Raw genomic sequence first — 12,622 nt, 5'->3', positions numbered from 1 at the left:
GGAAATAGGCTTTTGCAAGGGTTAGTTTTCATTGCGTAAATGGAAATGTAATTCACGGTGTATCGCTGTGGTAATAAAGCGGTTTCTGTCGTGATAAATATTTGGTAAGGCGGCAATGCGGCGATCCATACGGTTAAGCAGATATTCTGGTACATTCACGTTAATCTGTTGCTTTGCGCCGAGATAGTGAGAGATATCAATATCAACGATTAACCAACTGTCGCAAAACGCAAAGTCTTCTAAGGTTTTGTAATGGCTAAACCCTTTATCTTTGATTTCGGTAATATCAATGCCGTTTTCAATCATTGATTCAAGGGTTAAGGTAATGGCATCGGTGACTTGTGGCAAGATTTCATCCACTTCATCTGCCGCACTAAAACAGCTGTAATCTTTATAAAATAACGCAGGAATGACCATACCAAATGCTTGATCTTCATTATCTGGACTTTCAACGCCGATAGTAAATAACATAAATTTCTCCTATGGTTAAATTGGAATGAATTATAAACATAAACCCCCACAACACCAACCATTTTAAAAGGTCATTCAATGCTAGAAAAACTCCTAGAAACCAACCACCGCACTTGCCGTTTTAACGTGCGAGTGACCACCAAAGATAAGCAGGAAAAAGACATCACGCAGATTGTTAATGACCGCTTAATCAGTCTGACGATTAACGACAATCGGGGCTTTGAGGCGGATACCTTAGAGCTAGAATTAAGCGACCACGACAGCCAACTGGCACTACCGCCACGCAATGCGACAATCAGTGTCGCTATTGGTTGGGCGAGTCTGCCGTTAGTGGATAAGGGCAAATATTTAGTGGACGAAGTACAGTTCAGCGGTTCGCCTGACAAAGTTTATATTCGTGCAAGAAGTGCGGATTTAAAAGGCAGTTTGAGCGAGAAAAAAGAACGTTCCTTTGACAAGATTAAACTCACCGCCCTTGTGGAACAAATCGCCAAAGAAAATCAGCTCAAGGCGTTGATTTCGGACGACTACAAAGCGGAAACCGTGGCACATATTGACCAGACCAGCGAAAGCGATATTAATTTGCTCACAAGGTTAAGCCAACAATATGACGCTATCGCCACGGTGAAAAACGGCTATTTGCTGTTTATGAAAACAGGCAAGGGAAAAACTGCCACAGGCAAAGCCATTCCACCTTTTACAATTATTCGCCAACTGGGCGACAATTATCAATTTTCCATTGCGGAAAGTGAGAATTTTAAGGCAGTGCGGGCTTATTGGCACGACCAAAACACTGGCAAGCGTGGTGAGATTGTGATTGATGAAAATAGCAAAGTCACCAAAAAAGCCAAAATGACCAAAGGTCGGACGCTGAAAAATGGCACGGTGAAAGGGCGACATTTAAGCAAACGCAAATACAATGTGTTGGAACAAAAAGAGCCGATCACCAGTGACAGCTCACAAATCAAAACCCTACGCCATACCTATGCCAGTGAGCAATCCGCTATTACTGGGGCAAAATCCGCCTTTGATAAGCTCAAACGTGGCGTGGCGACCTTTTCTCTTAACCTTGCCTTTGGTGAGCCTGATTTAATGCCCGAAATGCCCGTAACTCTAAGCGGTTTTAAAACAATGATTGATGGAGCGGACTGGATTATCAGCAAAGTGACGCACAGCATTAATGATAGCGGATTTACGACACAGGTTGAGTGTGAGTTGAAAGTGGAAAATGTAGAATTTGACGTAAAAAAAAGTTAGAATAGATCATCATTTATATAGAATAGTATTGTAAACATTATGATTGAAGCTGTTGATTTATTTTGTGGGGCAGGTGGGCTAACCGCTGGCTTACAAAAAACAGGTGTAAAAGTGAAAGCAGGTTATGATATTGAAGAAACCTGTCGCTTTGCCTTTGAATTTAATAATCACGCAACTTTCATCAATAAAGATGTTTCTCTTGTTGATAAATCTGAAATCTTATCTTGGTATCAAAAAGATAGTATTAAGCTACTTGCTGGGTGTGCACCATGCCAACCTTTTTCTAAATATAATCAAGGTAAGGACACAAGAAATGATAAAAAATGGCCCTTACTTTATGCCTTTTCTCGACTCATAAAAGAAAGTCAGCCAGAACTTATTACAATGGAAAATGTGCCTGAGGTTGTAAAGCACAAGGTTTACCATGACTTTGTGGCGGAGTTGCAACATTTGGGATATTTTATTTGGGCGGGAACAATAAAATGTGTTGAATATGGATTACCACAACAACGAAGAAGACATGTTTTACTAGCATCTAAATTGGGTGAAATCAATATTATCCCCCCTACTCACAGCAAAGAAAATTGGGTTACTGTTCAACAAGCCATTGGGCACCTCCCCCCAATTTCTGCTGGTGAAACGTGTAAAACGGATCGATTGCATCGAGCAATGGCATTATCTGAAACCAACTTCCAACGAATTAAGCATTCTAAACAAGGGGGAACTTGGCGAGATTGGCCTGAAGAATTAAGAGCTGAATGTCATAAAAAAGCCACTGGAGCAACATATTCTGCTGTATATGGAAGAATGAGTTGGTCACAACCTAGCCCAACCATGACAACTCTCTGCTACGGATATGGTAATGGACGTTTTGGACATCCAGAACAACATCGAGCAATATCCCTTCGAGAAGCGGCAATATTTCAAGCATTTCCTGAAAATTATCAGTTCTGCGATCCTGAACAACCTATATTCTTAGGCAAAGTAGGAAAAATGATTGGTAATGCTGTTCCTGTCACTTTAGGCGAAATTATTGGTAAAAGTTTTATTGCCCACTTACAAGAGATTGGCAATAAGGCTTAAATACTATCAATCAATTCTTTTAATTTCTTTACCTCTTGTTTACGTTGCAAATATTCTGCATAGGAATTATATGATTGTGTAATCAATTCATCATATGTCAATAGAGTAGCGTGTGTTGTTTTCAAAAGATCATTTATAGTGTCCTTATCCGCTTTACGATAAATGGTATCTTTTGTCTTTGTACCAACTAGGAAATACACTTCAATGCCTAAATTTTCTGTAATATTTTGATTGTTTTGATACCAGACTTTTGTTGCCTCTCTATACTTCCCACCTTGTTTTATTAAATCGTAAATATCAATAGGATAACTAGGAATTTCCCTTTTCATTTCTATAATAATATGTTTACCTGCAATATTTTTATAGGCAATATCAATTCTTGCTCCATTATTATTATCGGGACAAGCCTTTTTTAATTCATCCGTTAATAATTGTTCCATATGAGTTCTAGTTGTTCTTTCCCAAGCAGGATCTAACAACCAAAGATGATCATATAAATATTTTTGAATAACTTTCTCTTTTTCATTATCTGATGTAAGCTCCTTTAGCTTTGCGATAACTTCCAAGCGTTGATTAGTGATATCATAAAAGTAACTTTGCTCAATATCATCAATTGAAAGTAAAATAGGTTTTAAGATCTCAATATCAAAAGCAGATAACTTATCTAATGCAATTAAATTACCTTTAACCTTTAATTTTTCAAAAGCTAAAATAGAATTTTTTAATAATTCTTTCTTTGCACTATTCTGAGATTCGTCATCGCCGCTAAATCTAATAGTATTAATTTTTCCGATTAAATTTTCTGCAGCTTTCTTATCTCTACTATCTTTTAAAGTATCAAGCCACTCATTTAATTTGGGACTTAATTTTTTTGCCTCTGCTACGCCTTGTGCTCTTCGCCAAGTGTCCCAATCCTTATCAATTTCTTTTAATGCCCTTAGAAGAAAAACTTTTAAACAAGTATAACGTTCATCATTTTGTCTTAATCCTTGTCTAGATGAAATTGCCATATCTTCAAAGCGTGTATCATCTAAAAAATCCGCATTAATTTCCCCGACTAAGTAACTGGTAAAGATTTTGGCATTATCCAATTCATCCAAAATATTCTCTTGAAAAATACGCCCATTAGCGAGAATAGTAATTGCATTATTTGAAACATCGCCATCTTTTAAATCATTCGGTTTTTCTACACTGGCAATAAATCCTGTCACTTTAAATCTCTCATTGCGATACTCTATGAAGTTATCCAACTGGCTTATATGTTTAGCATCAACCAAATCAGAAATATAATTATTCTGTTCATCAAATGACCATAAAAACTCTATTTTATTGTAATAACCTCGATCAGCTAGTGTAATTTCAGTATTATTTAAAAATACTCTAAAATTATTAGACTCTCCAATAATACTAAAACGACGAGCAAGGTGCTTTTTTAGATAAGGAACGGTTTTCTTGATATTTTTATGGATCTTTGATAACACAATTCTTGTGCCATGTTCTAGGTTAAATGTATTTGTATCATCCAAATTTTGTGTTTCATACTCTTGTTTATTTTCGATTGCTTCTTTCAATTCCAAAACATCTACCCTGAGAGCAACAACATCTTCATCATTTGATTTTGTATAAACATCGACAACATCTGCTAAGGAAAACATTGCAAGTTTGCCAATACCTTTTCTTCCCATTGCGTTACGTTTTTTCTCAGTGATAGCTCGACCATCACTTCTGCGAGCATAGCCAACATTCAGGAATTTTTGTTCAATATCAGCTAAATTCATTCCATGTCCATTATCTTCAATAATGATCTTTTCATCATTGTGAGTTGTATCTATCTTAATATGCACTTCTGTTGAATCCGCATCCCAAGCATTAGAAACAATTTCTGTTAACACTGCTGGAGTATTTGAGTACAAGCTCAAACCTAAATGGTTTAGCACATTTAAATCAATATGAAATTTTGCCATAATATTCTCACTATTATTTTGATTCGTTTAATATTATATTACCAGTTTCTGGCTAGCTATAATTATGTACTTGTTATTACCTTTTCCAACCCCTACAAATCCCGCATATCAATCGACATCACCTGTATAAACTTGCCGACAATTAATGCTGTGTCAAACAGTTCTTCGGTGATTTCAAAGGGTTGATAGTTTTTGTTATCAGAGGTGGCTTGAATGACGCCGGTTGGCAACATTTGTAGGCGTTTGATATAGAGGCGGTCGTTGAGCAGAAAGACATAAATGCCGTCGGTGCTGAACGTTTTAATTCTGGTGTCAATAAATACCAAGTCTTTTGGGTAGATTGTGGGGACCATGCTGTCGGTGGGGACTTGGATAATACTTATGCCCTGCGTATTATGGCGGTTGAGCATTTTCCGCACGCCGTCATCAGAAAACCAAATCGAACGGATAATATCGGGGAAATCAGGGTTAATCATGCCGTCTAAATTGGCAGCCGCTTGCACGTCTAACTGGTCTATGCGGTAGGTGTGGTTTTCGTCTGGCTCACTGGAAACAGGGCTAATCGGTTCAGGTTCGTAGTTGCCTTGCCCTGTTTTTAGCCATTCTAGGTCAGCATTAAGTGCGGTGGCAATTTCAAAAATTTTTTTAGGTTCTAAGGTTTCTCCCCTAATAATTTTTCCAATTGATGCCTGAGTAACCCCAATCATTTTAGCCAAGGCGTTTTGACTTACGCCTTGAGTATCTAATAAGTATTTAAGTCTTTGAGCTAAAGTATCCATAATCCCTCCTTAAAGTATCAATTTTTCACCAATATAAAACTAAAGTTTCTTAAAATCAACAATCTTAAAGTATCAATAATTACAACTTTTTTAAAATAATTGATACTTTAAGATTGATTTTAAGAAACTTTTGTTTTATATTGAGTTCAAAGTTAAGGAGGGGATCAATTTTGAATGACATAATTCAGAAAGGTGTAGAGATATGCGGATCACAAATAGAACTTGCAAAAGCCTGTGATGTCAGCCATACCGCAGTAAGAAAATGGCTAAACGGTGGCGAATATTCCGCCAAATATGCCTACCGCATTGAAAAAGCCACAAATGGCTTGGTGACATCTAGCGAACTTTGTCAGGCGTTAGATGAATTGGATAGAAAGTAAGGGGGCAAAATGGCTCAACAAAAAGATTTCCACAAAGAACTGGCTGAAGTACAAGCCCTTGAGTGGGGGCAAGAATTTATGCAAGTGCGAGCATTACGGGGAAAGATGAATATACTGATTAAAGCAGAGCATTTGTTGGAGATCGCCGAAAATCAAGGATTTGAAATCGCCAGAGCGGCATTAAATGTGGAGTTTGCCAAATATAGTTGGATGATCACCCGTGCTTGGGCTGAAGCCTATAAGGAATCACTACAAGAACACGAGGCCGACTGGCAAGCCAAAGTGGAGGCTTTTAATGCGTTGGTAAAAACGGCTGCTATTTGTCCACAAGATACCGACAATCAAAGTGTTGAGGTGAAATGATATGGCGCAAGTTGATATTCGTTGTTCGAAATGTGGTTCTAAAAATTTGGCGGTGCGGACATCGGAGCGGATGACCATGCACTCCACGAGTACGATTTTATTTTGCCATAATTGCCATGCGTGCAAACTGCACGTGATGACGGAGATTGTGGCGGTGGAGATTGCCAGTTATGAGCGTTCAGATCAGGCTATGCGGATTAATAAGCCGTTAGATGAAACGGACCCGAATCAGTTAGAAATCCCCACATAACCTTTTAATTTAAACACTGTTTAAACATTCACGGCTTAACGTAAAAAATTAGGCTGTGGGATTTTTGCAACCTTTTTTTAGGCTTTCGCTTAAAAAACAACCACAACAGGGAGAGATACACAATGATTAGACGAAAAAACACGAAAATTTCACCGCACTTTAGCAAGCAACACATTGACCTTTGGGCGTTGAAAAAACAGGTGGAAGAACAGCAAAAGGAAGATGCGTACCTACTTAGACGCATTGAGCAATTAGACAATTTGTTTGATGTGTTAGATGAAGAAATTATGGACTTGCGGACGGTGGTGACTGAACCGAAACGGAGCTTGTGGCAACGGTTGGTTGGGTTATTTAAAGCGTAGAACTCGGGGGCATTATGGGTGATTTGGCACAAGATTTGCAACGTTTGCAAGATTTGCGAGAGATGGTGACGGGCAGTCGCTATCGGTTGGAATATTTTTACAACCAACTTCACCCGAAAGAAAAGCAATGGTGGTGCGGGCAAATGAATATTGATTATTGCCATGACAACGGAAAGCCCAAGCAGTGGCACGAATTAAGCAAAGAGGATAGGGAAGATTTAAGGCGGTTTTATCGTTGGTTAGAAAGGTTTTTTGGGCGCATGCCTAAAGGGTTAAGAAATGCAGAATTTCAATGGGTAACAGAACATGAAACAGAATACTAATGCAGAGTATATACAGTATTTAAAAAATGCGGTGCGGATGTTGAGCAAAGCCAATGGCGTGTTGGCAAGAGATTATGAGGCGAAGGTAGCGGATTTTCAGCGTTTTATTCGCCAAGGAAAATATGATGATGCCCTTGTGGCTTGGCATGAGGGTTACAGCTTACTGGAGTTGAAACTCTACCCAGTGGCAAGAAGTTTGAAAATTAATATTCAAAAATTAAAAAGGATAAACCAATGGGGCTAGCGTTATTTTCTGTGGTGTTTTTCTGCCTGATGGCGTGGGCATTAATTGGTTTATTGATTTTATTAACAAGTATATTCGAGAGAGGAAACAAAAAATGAAAATTTTTACAGATGATGGTAGCTGTTACCAAATTGAGAAAAACCAGAATGGGCTTTTTCAAACCTATTATGCGGACGAGAAAAACAAAATTTTAGTGGCATTTTGTCGTCCACGACATACCTTTGCGGGGGCGTTGAATGAATTAATGCACCGCACGTTAAGTGATGGCGAATTTCGTTCGCTGTCACAAATTCAAGCTGAAATTAGTCGCTTTATCCGTCAAGTAGAGGGCTATTTTCAAGAACACAACGAATATTTAGCAGGACTGTAAGCACATGAGTTGGCAAGCGGAACGGGACGAGAATGAGCGGTTAAAGGCGGAACGTGGCATGGTTCGCCAACAGTCGCCTTATGTGGTGTGCCACACACCGCCTGAATCGGCTCGTACCGAAAGCCAGTTAGAGCTTTTTGCCTCGGTGCCTTATAGCTATGGCTATGTGGAGCGTTGGTTAGACAGTTTGCCGAGAAAACGCTTACGTGAGCATTTTCGCAAGCTGTATTTAAAGAAATACCGTTCTGTTGAGATAGGCGGTGAGCGGTTGGCGAATACTTGGATTCGTGAAGTGGTCGGTAAGCGTTTAAAAAAGGTATTCCGACAATACAAGGTGGATTTGTCTTGGCTGTTGAGCTTTGAGCAGAAGTCGCCCGATTTTCGGGACTTTCTAAAAGAAAACGGCCAAGCAATCTTTGAGAATTTTAACCGCACTTTTAACGCTGATGCCCCCGTGGAGCAATGGACGGCTGATGAAAACTGTTGGCAAGCGGTGAACAATCGCTTTAATCGCTATGTGCATCGGGAAATAGCAAAAGGCAGTTTGCCGTTTTATCTGTTGACCGAAAACAAAATGGCGTTAATGAGCTATGAATTGTCGCTCACCTTTGCCAAATTGCAACAGGCCTTTATTGATGACCAGTTGGCAAAACAGCAAGCCTTTAGCCCCAGTGAAATTGACAGCTTAATGCTAGAAATTTATGCCGAATGTGGCCGTGCTTGTGCGTCTATTGGCTTTCCGTTGAAACATTGGGACAGCTTTCAACGCCGTGGCTCAGTGAAACAGGAAAGCATTGAAGTCATTCTGGCGAAGATTTGCGATGAAAGACATTGGCTACGGCTGATGAAACGCAAACAACGTCAGATGATTGAGCATATTGCGATTGCGTGCGGTGAAGTGCGTAAACAATTTAGTAGTTATATCTCCAAGCAAGGATTAAGTGAATGGAAAATGCAACAAAAGAAAAATTATGACTTTTTGAAAGCCATGATATTAGAGAACGTGGAGGACCCCGCAGAGCAACAAGAACTGTTGGCTATTGTGATGAAATCCGACAGCAACCCGACCAATCGGCGTCATTTGATGATGACCATGCTTAACGGCGTGGAACAGTGGGCGGAAGAAAGCGGACATGAGGCGTTATTTTTAACCTTGACGGCCCCGAGTGGGTATCACGCTACCTTATTTAATGGGCAAGACAACCCGAAATGGTACGGCACCAGTCCGAAACAAACCAACGCTTATTTAAATGGCGTATGGCAAAAGGTGCGTGCGTTGTTGGCCAAACGTGGCATTGGCTTTTATGGCATGCGTGTGGCCGAACCGCACCATGACGCTACGCCCCATTGGCATTTGTTGATGTATGTGCAAGCCAAAGATAAAGCGGAGGTGATTGAAATTTTTCGGGCAAAAGCCTTAGAAGTGGACGGCACAGAACGAGGGGCAAAAGAACACCGTTTTAAAGTGGAAGAAATCGACCGTGAAAAAGGCTCCGCTACGGCGTATGTGGCGAAATATATTGCTAAAAACGTGGACGGCTTTGCGGATGATGACGAGGTGTCGGATGAAGATCCGAATATGAAATTAAAAGACAATGCCAAACGGGCGAGAGCTTGGGCGAGTCTTTGGGGGATACGTCAGTTTCAGTTTTACGGCGTGTCCAGTGTGGGCGTATGGCGTGAATTACGCCGTTTGACAAAGGGAGATTTAAACGATGATGAATTAGAAGAATTGCGTGTGTGTGCGGACGTGGGCTGTTATGCGTCCTATTTGAAACGACAAGGGGGTGCCATGGTGAAACGTAAAGATCAGGCAGTACGTTTGCATTATCAGGAAACCGAGCCGAATAAATTTGGCGAAAGCCGTCAAAAAATTGACGGGGTGCGGTTAAGCCGTTGTTTGGATTGGGTCAAAACCCGATTGAAACAATGGGCGATAAAACGTAAAGCCAAAACGGCACAGAAACCCGATGAAATCGGGGTTCAAGCCGTTGAAATGGGCGACTTTGTCGCCCCTAGGACTTGTGTCAGTAACTGTAACCGACCGCAAGGGCGAGAGAAAGTTAGGGACGTGGTGCAATTTATGAATGAACACCGTAACGAAGTGGAATTGATTCAATTCTGGCTAAAATTAAAGCAAATTTCGTCACGGTGGATTACGGACTACCGAATTTGTCGCCTGATTTTGGGTGAGAAATTGGGGATTTATGGCGGAATGTCTATTTATTGGGATGGACGGGAAGTGGTGTTGAGTTAAATTTTATAAGGTAAATTTATTATGACTAAAAGAATTATTAAAGCACATTTAAGAATGGCAAAAAATGATTTTATGCGAGCTTATTGTGGGTATAACCGAGATCTTTTGTTTAACGATATTTTTGATATATTCGTTATCCTTGGTGAAGAAAACGAACCCCAAAAGATTATCAGCTACGATGAAGTGTTTGAGATTTTTCTTAACTATTGTTTTGACTACGATTTATTGGATTGGGACGAGTTTCAAAATAATGAAAAATTAGCTTTGAGATGGAAAGGTATTTTTGATGAGTTTATTGAAGATAATTTTTCTACCTTTGATATTTCATTTGATTATTGTCCACGTACTAGATAATAACCTGATGGGGAAATATGGAAGAACTATCAGAAAAAGCCCTTTCTATTCTTGAAAAAGATCGGAAAAAACAAAATAATGTTCCCTGATTGGTTAGGTTGGCAAGGCGAGGTGGTATATGTCAATCTACAAAAGGGGCAATATCTACTGGGTGGACGTTCGCACGCCCAGTGGGGAACGAATAAGGCGAACGGCAGGAACAAGCAATCGTAAACAAGCTCAACAGATACACGATAAATTAAAGGTGGATGTGTTAGAAAGCCAAATTCTAACTCAAAAATCTGAGCGGTTATTTGATGATGCGTTACAACTTTTTCTACAAGAGGGGGAGCAACAAAAAGACCCAGTAAGCAAGCGATTTCTAGGGGCCTATTGGGAAACCATTTTTAAAGGGCGGGCAATGCGGAGTATTACGGGCGAAGAAATCGAAGATAACATGCCGTCTATTTCAAAACGTACGCAAGAGACCTTAAGTGCGAGTACCAAAAACCGCTACCGTACGGCAATTTTGCGAATGTTCGCCATTGCACATCGGCGTGGTTGGGTTGATCGGATTCCTTATGTGATGCGGAATAAAGAGCCTAAAGTTCGGGTGCGTTGGTTGACCCAAGCGGAAGCGAGAAATCTGTTGGATAATTTACAGCTTGATTGGATGAAAGATGTGTGCAGTTTTGCGTTATTGACAGGGGCAAGGATGCGAGAAATTTTGTCAATGACGTGGGATAAAGTGGATTTTGAACGACACATTGCCATTGTGAGTAATGACGTAGCGAAATCAGGACGGGCTAGGGCGTTGCCACTTAATCAGCAAGCGGTGGAGCTGTTGCGAAAACGTGAACATCACGACAAGCGAAAATTTGTTTTTCATCGTCACAGTGATAAACAGATTGATGCGGTTAGTTGGAATGATTTTCACCGTGCCATGGAAAGGGCAAATATTAAAAACTTTCGCTTTCACGATTTACGCCACACTTGGGCAAGTTGGCACGCACAGGCAGGCACACCACTTTATACACTCAAGGAATTAGGCGGTTGGGAGACGTTAGAAATGGTGCAGAAATACGCCCATTTAAATGCAGATCACCTGCTGAAATTTACCGAAAAGGTCACAATTTGGACACAGTAAGGATAAAAAGGAGAAATCAAAAAACAAAAATAAGTTCGTAACTATTTGAAATAAAATAGGAAATAATGGCAGGGGCGGAGAGGCTCGAACTCCCAGCATTCGGTTTTGGAGACCGACGCTCTACCAATTGAACTACGCCCCTGTAAAGAGAAAGCCAATTAAATCGGCTAAAAAAGTTGGCGGAATGGACGGGAATCGAACCCGCGACCCCCTGCGTGACAGGCAGGTATTCTAACCAGCTGAACTACCACTCCGCAAATAAGGTAATTGGCAGTGACCTACTCTCACATTGGGAAACCCAACACTACCATCGGCGTTACAGCATTTCACTTCTGAGTTCGGCATGGGATCAGGTGGAACTACTGCACTATGGCTGCCAAAAAATTTTTATTTGTTTAATTCACTCAATAAAAATGAATTAAACAAATAAAGCCCTGATGGCGACCTACTCTCACATTGGGAAGCCCAACACTACCATCGGCATCACAGCATTTCACTTCTGAGTTCGGCATGGGTTCAGGTGGGGCTACTGCATTATGACCATCAGGATTATTCCTTTGATGACTTTCTTTTATTCTATTCTTCAAATTTAAAAACAAGCTGTCTGTTCGATTCTCTTTTTTTCTGATTTTTTAGTTTATTTAATTTTGATTTAGTTTTACTTACTTCACCCAAAAGCACTTGAGCGTTGTATAGTTAAGCCTCTCGGGCAATTAGTACTGGTTAGCTCAACGGCTCGCACCGCTTATACACCCAGCCTATCTACGTCTTAGTCTTAAACAACCCTTACAATCTCTAAGATTGGGAGAACTCATCTCTTGGCAAGTTTCGTGCTTAGATGCTTTCAGCACTTATCTCTCCCGCATGTAGCTACCCAGCAATGCTTCTGGCGAAACAACTGGAACACCAGGGATGCGTCCACTCCGGTCCTCTCGTACTAGGAGCAGCCCCAACCAATTCTCCAACGCCCACGGCAGATAGGGACCGAACTGTCTCACGACGTTCTAAACCCAGCTCGCGTACCACTTTAAATGGCGAA

At 40.5% G+C, this 12,622-nt stretch carries 15 protein-coding genes, 2 tRNA genes and 3 rRNA genes; 12 read left to right on the top strand and 8 right to left on the bottom strand.

Going from position 1 to position 12,622, the window contains the following annotated elements; genetic code table 11:
• Window positions 1-21: 21 nt before the first annotated feature.
• Window positions 22-471 (bottom strand): type II toxin-antitoxin system HicB family antitoxin, encoded by a 450-nt coding sequence (locus tag ACTG7L_RS06410; RefSeq protein WP_439327878.1) that lies wholly within the window; start codon window positions 469-471, stop codon window positions 22-24.
• 78 nt (window positions 472-549) lie between these two features.
• On the opposite strand from ACTG7L_RS06410, the gene ACTG7L_RS06405 reads away from it, so the two are divergent.
• On the top strand, window positions 550-1,728 hold the full coding sequence (locus tag ACTG7L_RS06405; RefSeq protein WP_439327877.1) for a phage late control D family protein: 1,179 nt from the start codon (window positions 550-552) through the stop codon (window positions 1,726-1,728).
• Between the two features lie 39 nt (window positions 1,729-1,767).
• Complete coding sequence (locus tag ACTG7L_RS06400) at window positions 1,768-2,811, top strand: DNA cytosine methyltransferase (protein WP_439327876.1); 1,044 nt, start codon at window positions 1,768-1,770, stop codon at window positions 2,809-2,811.
• On the opposite strand, the gene ACTG7L_RS06395 is transcribed toward ACTG7L_RS06400, so the two are convergent.
• Both ACTG7L_RS06395 and ACTG7L_RS06390 read right to left on the bottom strand, forming a co-directional pair.
• On the bottom strand, window positions 2,808-4,775 hold the full coding sequence (locus ACTG7L_RS06395) for a BbrUII/HgiDII family restriction enzyme (protein WP_439327875.1): 1,968 nt from the start codon (window positions 4,773-4,775) through the stop codon (window positions 2,808-2,810). The genes ACTG7L_RS06400 and ACTG7L_RS06395 overlap by 4 nt on opposite strands.
• 92 nt (window positions 4,776-4,867) lie before the next feature.
• On the bottom strand, window positions 4,868-5,554 hold the full coding sequence (locus ACTG7L_RS06390; RefSeq protein ID WP_439327874.1) for a LexA family transcriptional regulator: 687 nt from the start codon (window positions 5,552-5,554) through the stop codon (window positions 4,868-4,870).
• 170 nt (window positions 5,555-5,724) lie between these two features.
• On the opposite strand from ACTG7L_RS06390, the gene ACTG7L_RS06385 reads away from it, so the two are divergent.
• From ACTG7L_RS06385 to ACTG7L_RS06340, 10 genes are all read left to right on the top strand, one after another.
• Entirely contained in the window at window positions 5,725-5,934 is a 210-nt protein-coding gene (locus tag ACTG7L_RS06385) for a transcriptional regulator (protein ID WP_439327873.1), read from the top strand.
• A 9-nt stretch (window positions 5,935-5,943) separates the two neighbouring features.
• Window positions 5,944-6,297: a hypothetical protein gene (locus ACTG7L_RS06380; RefSeq protein WP_439327872.1), complete on the top strand. Its 354-nt coding sequence runs from the start codon at window positions 5,944-5,946 to the stop codon at window positions 6,295-6,297.
• A gap of 1 nt (window position 6,298) precedes the next feature.
• Window positions 6,299-6,547: a hypothetical protein gene (locus tag ACTG7L_RS06375; protein ID WP_439327871.1), complete on the top strand. Its 249-nt coding sequence runs from the start codon at window positions 6,299-6,301 to the stop codon at window positions 6,545-6,547.
• Between the two features lie 122 nt (window positions 6,548-6,669).
• Entirely contained in the window at window positions 6,670-6,909 is a 240-nt protein-coding gene (locus ACTG7L_RS06370; RefSeq protein WP_439327870.1) for a hypothetical protein, read from the top strand.
• A gap of 14 nt (window positions 6,910-6,923) precedes the next feature.
• Complete coding sequence (locus ACTG7L_RS06365; RefSeq protein ID WP_439257097.1) at window positions 6,924-7,232, top strand: hypothetical protein; 309 nt, start codon at window positions 6,924-6,926, stop codon at window positions 7,230-7,232.
• Window positions 7,216-7,476 carry a hypothetical protein gene (locus tag ACTG7L_RS06360; RefSeq protein WP_439257095.1) on the top strand — a complete coding sequence of 87 codons (261 nt, stop codon included), beginning with the start codon at window positions 7,216-7,218 and terminating at the stop codon, window positions 7,474-7,476. Before ACTG7L_RS06365 ends, ACTG7L_RS06360 begins: the two co-directional genes overlap by 17 nt.
• 94 nt (window positions 7,477-7,570) lie before the next feature.
• The gene (locus ACTG7L_RS06355; RefSeq protein WP_439327869.1) at window positions 7,571-7,846 is read left to right on the top strand and encodes a hypothetical protein; all 276 of its coding nucleotides are present in this window, start codon (window positions 7,571-7,573) and stop codon (window positions 7,844-7,846) included.
• A 4-nt stretch (window positions 7,847-7,850) separates the two neighbouring features.
• On the top strand, window positions 7,851-10,103 hold the full coding sequence (locus ACTG7L_RS06350; RefSeq protein ID WP_439327868.1) for a replication endonuclease: 2,253 nt from the start codon (window positions 7,851-7,853) through the stop codon (window positions 10,101-10,103).
• 21 nt (window positions 10,104-10,124) lie between these two features.
• Window positions 10,125-10,457, top strand: coding sequence for a hypothetical protein (locus ACTG7L_RS06345; protein ID WP_439327867.1), 333 nt, complete (start codon window positions 10,125-10,127; stop codon window positions 10,455-10,457).
• A gap of 118 nt (window positions 10,458-10,575) precedes the next feature.
• Window positions 10,576-11,583, top strand: coding sequence for a tyrosine-type recombinase/integrase (locus ACTG7L_RS06340; protein WP_439327866.1), 1,008 nt, complete (start codon window positions 10,576-10,578; stop codon window positions 11,581-11,583).
• Between the two features lie 66 nt (window positions 11,584-11,649).
• Here ACTG7L_RS06340 and ACTG7L_RS06335 read toward each other — a convergent pair.
• The 5 genes from ACTG7L_RS06335 to ACTG7L_RS06315 form a co-directional block, all read right to left on the bottom strand.
• Window positions 11,650-11,725 (bottom strand) — tRNA-Trp (locus tag ACTG7L_RS06335).
• Window positions 11,726-11,760: 35 nt separating this feature from the next.
• Window positions 11,761-11,837: transfer RNA gene (locus ACTG7L_RS06330), tRNA-Asp, on the bottom strand.
• A gap of 11 nt (window positions 11,838-11,848) precedes the next feature.
• Window positions 11,849-11,964, bottom strand: a 5S ribosomal RNA gene (rrf, locus tag ACTG7L_RS06325).
• 51 nt (window positions 11,965-12,015) lie between these two features.
• Window positions 12,016-12,131, bottom strand: a 5S ribosomal RNA gene (rrf, locus tag ACTG7L_RS06320).
• A gap of 144 nt (window positions 12,132-12,275) precedes the next feature.
• Window positions 12,276-12,622 (bottom strand): 23S ribosomal RNA (locus tag ACTG7L_RS06315); the annotation flags it as partial.

Source organism: Lonepinella sp. BR2357, assembly GCF_051851525.1.
Taxonomy (GTDB): domain Bacteria; phylum Pseudomonadota; class Gammaproteobacteria; order Enterobacterales; family Pasteurellaceae; genus Lonepinella.
The sequence above is the reverse complement of the archived record's forward strand: the minus strand, read 5'-3'. Positions and strand labels throughout refer to the sequence as shown.

What these genes read in the sequence shown, in the direction of transcription:
- ACTG7L_RS06410 (WP_439327878.1), bottom strand. Translation starts at nt 471, where the DNA reads ATGTTATTTACTATCGGCGTTGAAAGTCCAGATAATGAAGATCAAGCA.
- ACTG7L_RS06405 (WP_439327877.1), top strand. Translation starts at nt 550, where the DNA reads ATGCTAGAAAAACTCCTAGAAACCAACCACCGCACTTGCCGTTTTAAC.
- ACTG7L_RS06400 (WP_439327876.1), top strand. Translation starts at nt 1,768, where the DNA reads ATGATTGAAGCTGTTGATTTATTTTGTGGGGCAGGTGGGCTAACCGCT.
- ACTG7L_RS06395 (WP_439327875.1), bottom strand. Translation starts at nt 4,775, where the DNA reads ATGGCAAAATTTCATATTGATTTAAATGTGCTAAACCATTTAGGTTTG.
- ACTG7L_RS06390 (WP_439327874.1), bottom strand. Translation starts at nt 5,554, where the DNA reads ATGGATACTTTAGCTCAAAGACTTAAATACTTATTAGATACTCAAGGC.
- ACTG7L_RS06380 (WP_439327872.1), top strand. Translation starts at nt 5,944, where the DNA reads ATGGCTCAACAAAAAGATTTCCACAAAGAACTGGCTGAAGTACAAGCC.
- ACTG7L_RS06375 (WP_439327871.1), top strand. Translation starts at nt 6,299, where the DNA reads ATGGCGCAAGTTGATATTCGTTGTTCGAAATGTGGTTCTAAAAATTTG.
- ACTG7L_RS06370 (WP_439327870.1), top strand. Translation starts at nt 6,670, where the DNA reads ATGATTAGACGAAAAAACACGAAAATTTCACCGCACTTTAGCAAGCAA.
- ACTG7L_RS06365 (WP_439257097.1), top strand. Translation starts at nt 6,924, where the DNA reads ATGGGTGATTTGGCACAAGATTTGCAACGTTTGCAAGATTTGCGAGAG.
- ACTG7L_RS06360 (WP_439257095.1), top strand. Translation starts at nt 7,216, where the DNA reads ATGAAACAGAATACTAATGCAGAGTATATACAGTATTTAAAAAATGCG.
- ACTG7L_RS06355 (WP_439327869.1), top strand. Translation starts at nt 7,571, where the DNA reads ATGAAAATTTTTACAGATGATGGTAGCTGTTACCAAATTGAGAAAAAC.
- ACTG7L_RS06350 (WP_439327868.1), top strand. Translation starts at nt 7,851, where the DNA reads ATGAGTTGGCAAGCGGAACGGGACGAGAATGAGCGGTTAAAGGCGGAA.
- ACTG7L_RS06345 (WP_439327867.1), top strand. Translation starts at nt 10,125, where the DNA reads ATGACTAAAAGAATTATTAAAGCACATTTAAGAATGGCAAAAAATGAT.
- ACTG7L_RS06340 (WP_439327866.1), top strand. Translation starts at nt 10,576, where the DNA reads ATGTCAATCTACAAAAGGGGCAATATCTACTGGGTGGACGTTCGCACG.